The organism is Micromonospora sp. ABR4_055 (assembly GCF_056160425.1).
In genome coordinates this window covers 48807-57807 of record NZ_JBSWXD010000018.1, presented here as the reverse complement: position 1 = coordinate 57807, position 9001 = coordinate 48807, and the positions used below count along the sequence as shown (strand labels likewise).

The window sequence follows — 9001 nt, the reverse complement described above, 5'->3', positions numbered from 1 at the left end:
GGTGTGGAGATGTGTACAAGAAACAGGGTGCAAGTCGCCTGGGTGGTCGCCAGCCGGCCGGCGGCGGTGACGACTCCGACTGGCCCGAACCGGCCCGACCGGGCGGCGGCGACGCCCCGCCGGTGAACGACGGCCCGTCCGGTAGTGGCCCACCGCCGGGTGGCACCCGGCAGGCCGCTGACGGTGCCCGGCCGGGCGGTGGGGGCGCGTCCACCGGCCCTGGGTCGGAACAACGGTCGGCACCGACGCAACAGAACGGCCCGGCGCGGCAGAACGGCCCGGCGTCGCGGTCGGTCGGTCGGCCGGCGAGCGCCGCGGCCGGTCGGGGAGCGTCGTCGGCGGGGGGCGGTGCCTGGGCCGACGGGTCGTCCGCCGAGGAGCCGCCGTACGACCCGGACTACGACGGTCCGGTCCGGCCCGGTGCCGCGTCCGGTCCGCCGCGCGGCCCCGTCTATGAGGGCTTCGACCCGGGCGACGAGCCGCTGGACGAAGTGGTGGACGAGCAGACCGCCCGGCAGAGCAGCGAGGAACAGGCGATGCAGTTGCTGCGCCAGGCGCTCGGTGCGGAGAAGATCGGCGAGATCGATTCGCGGTGACTTGAGGCCGATTCGTGGCGACCAGGTGTGCGGCTTCCGTGCCGGGCGCTGCGGATCCGGCGGGACGGACTAGGCTGGCCACGGTCCGGCCACACTGATCGAAGGAGCGGTGCCGTGCGCCCCGGTGGACAGCCCAACATGCAGCAGATGCTGAAGCAGGCGCAGAAGATGCAGCAGCAGATGGCGACCGCCCAGGCTGAGCTGGCTGAGGCGGAGGTCACCGGTGTGGCCGGCGGAGGGCTGGTCACGGCGACCCTTTCCGGCGTCGGCGAGATCCGGTCAATCAAGATCGACCCCAGTGCGGTGGACCCGGCGGACGTGGAGACGCTGGAGGATCTGGTGCTGGCCGCGGTCCGCAACGGCAACGACGAGGTCCGCAAGCTGACCGAGGAGAAGATGGGCCCGGTCACGGGCGGCCTCGGCGGTCTCGGACTACCCGGGTTCTGAGCCGCCGCAGATGTACGAAGGCGCTATCCAGGACCTGATCGACGAGCTGGGCCGGCTGCCCGGCGTGGGGCCGAAGAGCGCCCAGCGGATCGCGTTCCACATTCTCTCCGCCGACCCGGCGGACGTCACCCGGCTGGCCACCGCGCTGCGCCGGGTCAAGGATCTGGTCAAGTTCTGCACGGTGTGTTTCAACGTGGCCGAGACCGAGCACTGCCGGATCTGCCGCGACCAGCGGCGCAGTGACGACGTGCTGTGTGTGGTCGAGGAGCCGAAGGACGTCGTGGCGATCGAGCGCACCGGTGAGTTCCGGGGGCGCTACCACGTGCTCGGTGGGGCGATCAATCCGTTGGAGGGGGTCGGCCCGGACAACCTGCGGATCCGGGAGCTGATGCTGCGGTTGGGTTCGGGGACGGTCAAGGAGCTGATCCTGGCCACCGACCCGAACACCGAGGGTGAGGCGACCGCGACCTATCTGGCGCTGATGGTGAAGCCGATGGGGATCGCGGTGTCCCGGTTGGCCAGTGGTCTGCCGGTCGGCGGCGACCTGGAGTACGCCGACGAGATCACCCTGGGCCGGGCGTTCGAAGGCCGGCGTTCGGTCTGACACCGGGCCGGCGAAACACACGAAACATGTAACAACTTGGTATAGCTCAATCTCGGACATATCTGGCCTATCATCGGCGCTGTAGGGTTCGATCGTCGTTGACGGGACAGTTAAGACACGATCCGGTACCAACCGCGTTCCGGCTGGTTTCCGGTCGCGCCGAACGCCGGCTAAGGTCTCGCCATCGGTGACCCCCGTCACTACGTTGTCCGTACCCAAAGGACGAGGTGAAGCACCCATGCGTGCACCCAGGCCGAAGGCCGCCATCGCGGCCGTCGCGGTCGCGGCGCTGGCCCTAGCCGGCTGCGCCGAGAGCGAGCGTGACGACTCCGGCGACTCCAGCGATGCCACCCTGGTCTTCGGCGTAGCCGGCGACCCGAAGGTCCTCGACCCCAGCTTCGCCAGCGACGGCGAATCGCTGCGGGTGGCCCGGCAGATGTTCGAGACCCTGGTCCGTCCCGAAGAGGGCGGTACGGCGATCACACCCGGTCTGGCCGAGAGCTGGACCCCGGACGAGTCCGGTACCGTTTGGACGTTCAAGCTGAAGTCCGGCGTCAAGTTCCACGACGGCACCGACTTCAACGCCGAGGCGGTCTGTGTCAACTTCGACCGCTGGTACAACGCGACCGGCCTGATGCAGAGCCCCGACGTCACCGCCTACTGGCAGGACGTGATGGGCGGCTTCGCCAACAACGAGAGCGAAGACCTGCCGGAGAGCCTGTTCGAGTCGTGCACCGTGGTCGACGACACCACCGTCGACCTGGCCTTCACCCGGGTCTCCAGCAAGATCCCGGCGGCCCTGATGCTGCCGTCGTTCTCCATCCACTCGCCGGCCGCGCTGGAGGAGCACAACGCCAGCGACGTGACCGGCAGCGCCGACGACATCTCCTACCCGGCGTACGCGTTGGAGCACCCCACCGGCACCGGGCCGTTCAAGTTCGACAGCTGGGACATCGCCAACAAGACCCTCACCCTGGTCCGCAACGAGGACTACGCCGGTGAGAAGGCGAAGGTCAAGACGCTGATCTTCCGGACCATCTCCGACGAGAACGCCCGCAAGCAGGAGCTGCGCAACGGCGGCATCCAGGGCTACGACCTGGTCGGCCCGGCCGACGTGCAGCCGCTCAAGGACGACGGCTTCAACGTGCTCACCCGCCCGGCGTTCAACGTCCTCTACCTGGCGATGAACCAGCAGGGCAACCCGGCACTGGCCGACATCCGGGTCCGGCAGGCGATCGCCCACGCGCTGAACCGTCAGGCGCTGGTCGACTCGAAGATGCCGCCGGGGGCCGAGGTCGCCACCCAGTTCGTCCCGCCGACCGTCGAGGGCTGGAACTCCGACGTCACCACCTACGACTACGACGTGGCGAAGGCCAAGGAGCTGCTGGCCGAGGCCGGCCACTCGGACCTGGCGCTGCGGTTCCACTACCCGACCGAGGTCACCCGGCCGTACATGCCGAACCCGAAGGACATCTTCGAGCTGCTCGCCGCCGACCTGCGGGAGGCCGGGATCACCGTCGAACCGATCCCGCTGAAGTGGTCGCCGGACTACCTCAACGCCACCACCTCCGGCAACGCGCACGACCTGCACCTGCTCGGCTGGACCGGTGACTACGGCGACGCCTACAACTTCATCGGTACGTTCTTCGACCGGCCGAAGGACGAATGGGGCTACGACAACCCGGACCTGTTCGCCAAGTTCGCCGAGGCCGACGGCACCGCCGACATCGAGGCCCGCTACGAGCTGTACCAGGGCATCAACGCCGACATCATGGAGTTCCTGCCGGGTGTGCCGGTCTCGCACTCCCCGCCGGCGATCGTCTTCGCCGAGGACGTGATCGGGGTGCAGGCCAGCCCGCTCACCGACGAGCGGTTCGCCACCGCCGAGTTCAAGTCCTGAATCCACGAGTGGACCAGCGAGATCCACGAGTGAACTAGCGAACGGAACGAGGGCGGGCGTCAGCCGCCACCCGGGCCACCAGTCCGGGTGGCGGCGGCGCCCGCCCACGCGACCCTCCACACCCCCTGCCGAGGCACCGTGTTCCGCTTCATCGTCCGACGACTGCTCCAACTCGTACCCACGCTGTTCGGTCTCTCCCTGCTGCTGTTCATCTGGCTGCACCGACTGCCCGGCGGCCCGGAGTCCGCGATCCTCGGTGAACGCGGCACCCCGGAGATGCGCGCGGCGATCCGCCGCAACCTCGGGCTCGACGAGCCGATCCTGATCCAGTACGGCCGGTTCATGAAGCGGCTGCTGCAGTTCGACCTCGGCACCTCGATCTCCACCAAACGTGAGGTCACCACCGAGTTCCTGCAACGCTTCCCGGGCACCGTGGAGCTGACCGCCGCCGCCATGCTGATCGCGATCGGCGTCGGCATTCCGCTCGGCTACCTGGCCGCCCGCCGCCGCGGCACCCTGCTCGACCACGGATCGGTGGTCGGCTCGCTGATCGGCATCTGCGTCCCGGTCTTCTTCCTCGCGTACGTGCTGAAGGCGATCTTCGCGGTGAACCTCGGCTGGTTCCCGTCCAGTGGCCGGCAGGACCCCCGCATCGACGCCACCCGGGTGACAAACTTCTTCGTCCTGGACGGACTGCTGACCCGGGAGTGGGACGCCTCGCTCAACGCGCTGTGGCACCTGGTGCTGCCAGGGTTGGCGCTGGCCAGCATTCCGCTGGCGATCATCGTCCGGATCACCCGGGCCAGCGTGCTGGAGGTGCTCGGCGAGGACTTCGTCCGTACCGCCCAGGCCAAGGGCCTGACCGGCCGGGTGATCCGCCGCCGGCACGTGCTGCGCAACGCGATGCTGCCGGTGGCCACCAGCATCGGCCTGCTCACCGGTGGGCTGCTCTCCGGTGCGGTGCTCACCGAGACCGTGTTCGCCTTCGGCGGCATCGGCGCCTTCGTCGCCGACGCCATCAGTCAGCGGGACTACCCCGTACTGCAGGGTTTCATCCTGATCATCGCGTTGGTCTACGTACTGGTGAACCTGCTGGTGGACATCTCCTACACCTTCATCGACCCGAGGGTGCGGGTCCGGTGAGCGGGCGGCTGGCCGGTACGGGTGAACAGGACTGCGGCGAGCGTGGCCCGCAGCCGCGGACGGAGGCGGCCCGATGAGTGACATCCTGAGCCCGGGACGGAAGAAGGCGAAGCTCGACCGGCTCGCCGAGCTGTCCGCCGCGCACGACGACGAACGCGGGGTCAGCCTCTGGCAGGAGGCGTTCCGCCGGCTGCGCCGCAACCCGGCGGCGATCGTCGGCACCGTCATCCTCGGCGTCTTCCTGCTGGTCGCCCTGGTCGGCCCGTTCCTGGTGCCGTACGACCCGGCGGCGCAGCTGTGGAAGGACGAGATCCGCGAGGCGCAGGCCTTCTACCCGGGCCCGCGTGCGGAGAACTGGTTCGGCGTGGACCATCTCGGCCGCGACGAGTTCAGCCGGATGATCGTCGGTGCCCGGCAGACCCTGCTGGTCGGCGTCGTCGCCACCCTGATCGGGCTGACCGTCGGCACGCTGATCGGTGGGCTGGCCGGTGCCGCCGCCGGCCTCGGCGGACGGTGGGGCCGCTGGGTGGACACCGTACTGATGCGGATCGTCGACATGCTGCTGGCGCTGCCCAGCCTGCTGCTGGCGATCAGCATCGCGGCGCTGCTCGGGGCCAGCCTGACCACCGTCATGATCGCGGTCGGGATGGTCTCGGTGCCGATCTTCGCCCGGCTGCTGCGCGGCTCGATGCTCGCCCAGTCGAACAGCGACTACGTCCTCGCCGCCACCTCCCTGGGGGTACGGCGAAGCAAGGTGGCGCTGACGCACATCCTGCCGAACTCGCTCGCCCCGGTGATCGTGCAGTCCACGCTCACCCTGGCCACCGCGATCATCGAGGTGGCCGCGCTGTCGTTCCTGGGGCTGGGCAACCCGGACGCGTCGATCCCGGAATGGGGGGTGATGCTGGCCGACGCGCAGCGCTACCTGGACGCCGCGCCCCGGCTGGCGATCCTGCCCGCGCTGGGCATCATCATCACCGCGTTGGGCTTCACCCTGCTGGGCGAGGCGATGCGCGAAGCCCTCGACCCGAAACTGCGGAAGTGAGCCATGGCGCTGCTCGACGTGGATGAACTGGCGGTCACCTTCGCCCGGCGGGGGCAGCGGACCGTGCACGCCGTCGACGGGGTGTCCTTCTCGGTCGACGCCGGTGAGGTGACCGGGCTGGTCGGCGAGTCCGGCTGCGGCAAGAGCGTCACCTCGCTGGCGATCATGGGGTTGCTGCCGGCCGGCAAGGGCGTGCGGGTCCAGGGCAAGGCCGCGTTCGACGGCACCGACCTGCTGCAGCTCGATCCCCGGGCGATGCGGGACGTACGGGGCCGCGACGTGGCGATGATCTTCCAGGATCCGCTCTCCTCACTGAACCCGGTGGTGCCGATCGGGGTGCAGGTCACCGAGGTGCTGGTCCGGCACCGGGGAATGCGCGGCGAGGCCGCCCGGCTCGAAGCCGAGCACCTGCTGGACCGGGTCGGCATCCCGGACCCCACCCGCCGGTTGAAGGAGTACCCGCACCAGCTCTCCGGCGGGATGCGGCAGCGGGCGCTGATCGCGATGGCGGTCGCCTGCCAACCCCGGTTGCTGATCGCCGACGAGCCGACGACCGCGCTGGACGTGACGATCCAGGCGCAGATCCTGGAACTGCTCAAGGACCTGGTCCGCGAGTCCGGCACCGCACTGGTGATGATCACCCACGATCTGGGGGTGGTGGCCGGCATGTGCGACACGATCAACGTGCTGTACGGCGGCCGGGTGGTCGAGACGGCCCGCCGCCGGCCCCTGTTCGCGGCACCGCGCCACCCGTACACGGTGGGTCTGCTCGGCTCGATTCCCCGGCTCGACGCGGGCCACGGCCGGCGGCTGCGGCCCATCCCCGGCTCGGTCCGGGACCTGCTGCCCTGGCCGGACGGCTGCGCCTTTGCGCCGCGCTGCGCCCGCCAGGTGGACGCCTGCCTCGGCACCGCGCCGCAGCTGCGCCGGGAGCCGGACGGGCACGCGTTCCGCTGTGTCAATCCGCCCGAGACCGACGACACGGGGGAGGCCGCCGGTGAATGAGCCACTGGTCGAGGTCCGCGACCTCAAGGTGCACTTTCCGATCACCCGGGGCGTCCTGCTGGATCGGGTCGTCGGGCACGTCCGGGCGGTCGACGGGGTGGACCTGCGGATCGCCCGGGGCGAGACGTACGGCCTGGTGGGCGAGTCGGGCTGCGGCAAGTCGACGCTCGGCCGGGCCATCCTGCAGCTGACCCCGCCGACCGGCGGCGAAGTGGTCTTCGACGGGGTGACGTTGAACCGGCTGCCGGCGGCCAAACTCCGCACCATGCGCCGCCGCTTCCAGATGATCTTCCAGGACCCGATGTCCAGCCTGGACCCGCGGCAGAACGTCGAGTCGATCCTGGTCGAAGGACTGCAGGCGCACGACATCGGTGCCGACCGCACCGAGCGCCGGCGGATCGTCGGCGAAGCGCTCGACGCGGTCGGCCTGCCCCGCTGGGCGCTGTCCCGCTACCCGCACGAGTTCTCCGGCGGCCAACGGCAACGGATCGGCATCGCCCGGGCGCTGGTCCTCGGCCCGGAGCTGATCGTCGCCGACGAACCGGTCTCCGCCCTGGACGTGTCGATCCAGGCCCAGGTGATCAACCTGCTGGACGAGCTGCAGATCGAACGCGGCCTCACCTACCTGGTGATCGCCCACGACCTGGCGGTGGTCCGCCACATCTCGGACACCATCGGGGTCATGTACCTCGGCGCGCTGGTCGAGGAGGCACCCGGGGACCAGCTCTACCGCGAGCCGCTGCACCCGTACACCCGGGCGTTGCTGTCCGCCGTGCCGGTGCCGGACCCGGAGGTGGAGGACCGCCGGGAGCGGATCCTGCTGGCCGGGGACCTGCCGTCGCCGGCGAACCCGCCGGCCGGCTGCCGGTTCCACACCCGGTGCCCGTGGGCGCAGCCGACCCGCTGCGCCGACGAGCGGCCGGTGCTGCGCGAGATTGGCCCGTCCCGGGTGGCCTGCCACTGGGCCGAGCAGATCGCCGCCGGGTCGCTGCGCCCACACCGGACGAGTCCGGAAGCAGTCGCCCCCGCCGGTGCCGTCTCCGCGCCGGCCACCGTCTCCGCCCCGCACGAACCGCTGCCGTAGCTGTCCGGGCCCTCGCGCGAGCCGCTGCCGTCCGGGTCGACCGCAGGTTCAACCGTCCGGGCGGTGCAGCAGGCCGACCGCGATGGCGTGTACGGCGTCCAGGCCGGCCGGGTCGGCCAGGTCGGCCCGGCCGCCGGTCACCACGTACCACTCCGCGGCATCCTTGTACTGCACGCGGAGGGTGACCTGGCCGGCGGCGAACTCGGTGCGCAGCGTCAACTCGCCGGTGATCACACCGACCTCGTCGGTCATCACCCCGCCCGGCCCGGCGACGATGTCCCGGGTGCGGCTCGACTCCACCGGCTCGCCCATGGTCAGCTCCTGTCGTCTCGTCGTCGGCAGCCCGTACCGCCGTCACCGACCGGTCGTTGTCCGGGGACCGGTCGCGGTCACGGACAGGTCGCCAGCATGTCGGCCAGCGCCGCCTTCTCCGGCTCCGTGACCGACAGCTCCCAGTAGTGCTTGACGGTGATCCAGTCCTGGGCGTACTGGCACCAGTAGTCCCGGTTCGGCGGCTTCCACTGCGACGGGTCCTGGTCACCCTTTGCCCGGTTGGTCGACGCGGAAACCGCGATCAGCTGCGGGCGGTCCAGGTCGTTGGCGAACTCGCGGCGCTGGTCGTCGTCCCACTCGTCGGCACCGGAGCGCCAGGCGTTGGCCAGCGGGACGATGTGGTCGATGTCGAGGTCGCCGGGGTCGGTGAAGGACTCGCCGTCGAACGCGCTGAGCCACTGCCCGCCGACCACGTTGCAGCCGTCCAGTTCGATCGCCGTGCCGTCGCGTTCCAGCACGGTGTCCCGGACATCGCAGTTGCTGCCGGCGGAGCTCCAGTGCGGAAAGTGGTCCCGGCTGTAGCCCCGCATTGAGCCGGCGGACGCCACGGTCAGCTGGTCGAGCAGCGCGGACGCCTGATCAGCGGAGCCGTCGCCGGAGCCGTCCGCCGACCCGTCGGGCGGCGCGGCGGTGGGGGAGCCGAGGGTGATGTCGACGGACTCGCAGCCGGCGGTCGCGACGAGCGCCAGGGCGGCGGCTACCGCGACCGCCGCCCGGCGCGGGTCGAATCGGATGGTCCAGGGACGCTGTCGAAAAGGGGTTCGCACCTGCTTAGCTTGCGGGTGCCCGGCGGTCAGCGCCAGGCACCCGCCGTCCCGGCGTTTCGCCGGAACCATAGTGGATC

At 70.5% G+C, this 9001-nt stretch carries 8 protein-coding genes and 2 pseudogenes; 8 read left to right on the top strand and 2 right to left on the bottom strand.

Translation table 11 applies throughout. The features are described from left to right. The 8 genes and pseudogenes from ACXAHD_RS07485 to ACXAHD_RS07450 form a co-directional block, all read left to right on the top strand. Positions 1–596: pseudogene (locus tag ACXAHD_RS07485) on the top strand (DNA polymerase III subunit gamma and tau); the annotation flags it as partial. 138 nt (positions 597–734) lie between these two features. Next, positions 735–1043, top strand: a complete 309-nt coding sequence (locus tag ACXAHD_RS07480) for a YbaB/EbfC family nucleoid-associated protein (RefSeq protein ID WP_281555792.1) — start codon at positions 735–737, stop codon at positions 1041–1043. A 10-nt stretch (positions 1044–1053) separates the two neighbouring features. Continuing rightward, the gene (gene recR / locus ACXAHD_RS07475; RefSeq protein ID WP_123603876.1) at positions 1054–1647 is read left to right on the top strand and encodes a recombination mediator RecR; all 594 of its coding nucleotides are present in this window, start codon (positions 1054–1056) and stop codon (positions 1645–1647) included. A 238-nt stretch (positions 1648–1885) separates the two neighbouring features. Then, complete coding sequence (locus ACXAHD_RS07470) at positions 1886–3547, top strand: ABC transporter substrate-binding protein (RefSeq protein WP_281567162.1); 1662 nt, start codon at positions 1886–1888, stop codon at positions 3545–3547. Between the two features lie 138 nt (positions 3548–3685). Beyond that, positions 3686–4690, top strand: coding sequence for an ABC transporter permease (locus tag ACXAHD_RS07465; RefSeq protein ID WP_278172097.1), 1005 nt, complete (start codon positions 3686–3688; stop codon positions 4688–4690). A 73-nt stretch (positions 4691–4763) separates the two neighbouring features. Further along, positions 4764–5735 carry an ABC transporter permease gene (locus ACXAHD_RS07460; RefSeq protein WP_475049363.1) on the top strand — a complete coding sequence of 324 codons (972 nt, stop codon included), beginning with the start codon at positions 4764–4766 and terminating at the stop codon, positions 5733–5735. 3 nt (positions 5736–5738) lie between these two features. Further along, positions 5739–6740, top strand: a complete 1002-nt coding sequence (locus ACXAHD_RS07455; RefSeq protein WP_281552756.1) for an ABC transporter ATP-binding protein — start codon at positions 5739–5741, stop codon at positions 6738–6740. Continuing rightward, complete coding sequence (locus tag ACXAHD_RS07450) at positions 6733–7824, top strand: ABC transporter ATP-binding protein (protein WP_281567161.1); 1092 nt, start codon at positions 6733–6735, stop codon at positions 7822–7824. The genes ACXAHD_RS07455 and ACXAHD_RS07450 overlap by 8 nt, the downstream gene beginning before the upstream one ends. Before the next feature lie 48 nt (positions 7825–7872). Here the strand turns inward: ACXAHD_RS07450 and ACXAHD_RS07445 are convergent. Both ACXAHD_RS07445 and ACXAHD_RS07440 read right to left on the bottom strand, forming a co-directional pair. Further along, positions 7873–8115 (bottom strand): annotated as a pseudogene (locus ACXAHD_RS07445) (hypothetical protein); the annotation flags it as partial. 98 nt (positions 8116–8213) lie between these two features. After that, on the bottom strand, positions 8214–8924 hold the full coding sequence (locus ACXAHD_RS07440) for an HNH endonuclease family protein (protein ID WP_475049359.1): 711 nt from the start codon (positions 8922–8924) through the stop codon (positions 8214–8216). Positions 8925–9001: the final 77 nt, after the last annotated feature.

Bases quoted from the DNA above. Each gene is read 5' to 3' on its own strand.
- ACXAHD_RS07455 (WP_281552756.1), top strand. From the start codon at position 5,739: ATGGCGCTGCTCGACGTGGATGAACTGGCGGTCACCTTCGCCCGGCGG.
- ACXAHD_RS07470 (WP_281567162.1), top strand. From the start codon at position 1,886: ATGCGTGCACCCAGGCCGAAGGCCGCCATCGCGGCCGTCGCGGTCGCG.
- recR (WP_123603876.1), top strand. From the start codon at position 1,054: ATGTACGAAGGCGCTATCCAGGACCTGATCGACGAGCTGGGCCGGCTG.
- ACXAHD_RS07480 (WP_281555792.1), top strand. From the start codon at position 735: ATGCAGCAGATGCTGAAGCAGGCGCAGAAGATGCAGCAGCAGATGGCG.
- ACXAHD_RS07460 (WP_475049363.1), top strand. From the start codon at position 4,764: ATGAGTGACATCCTGAGCCCGGGACGGAAGAAGGCGAAGCTCGACCGG.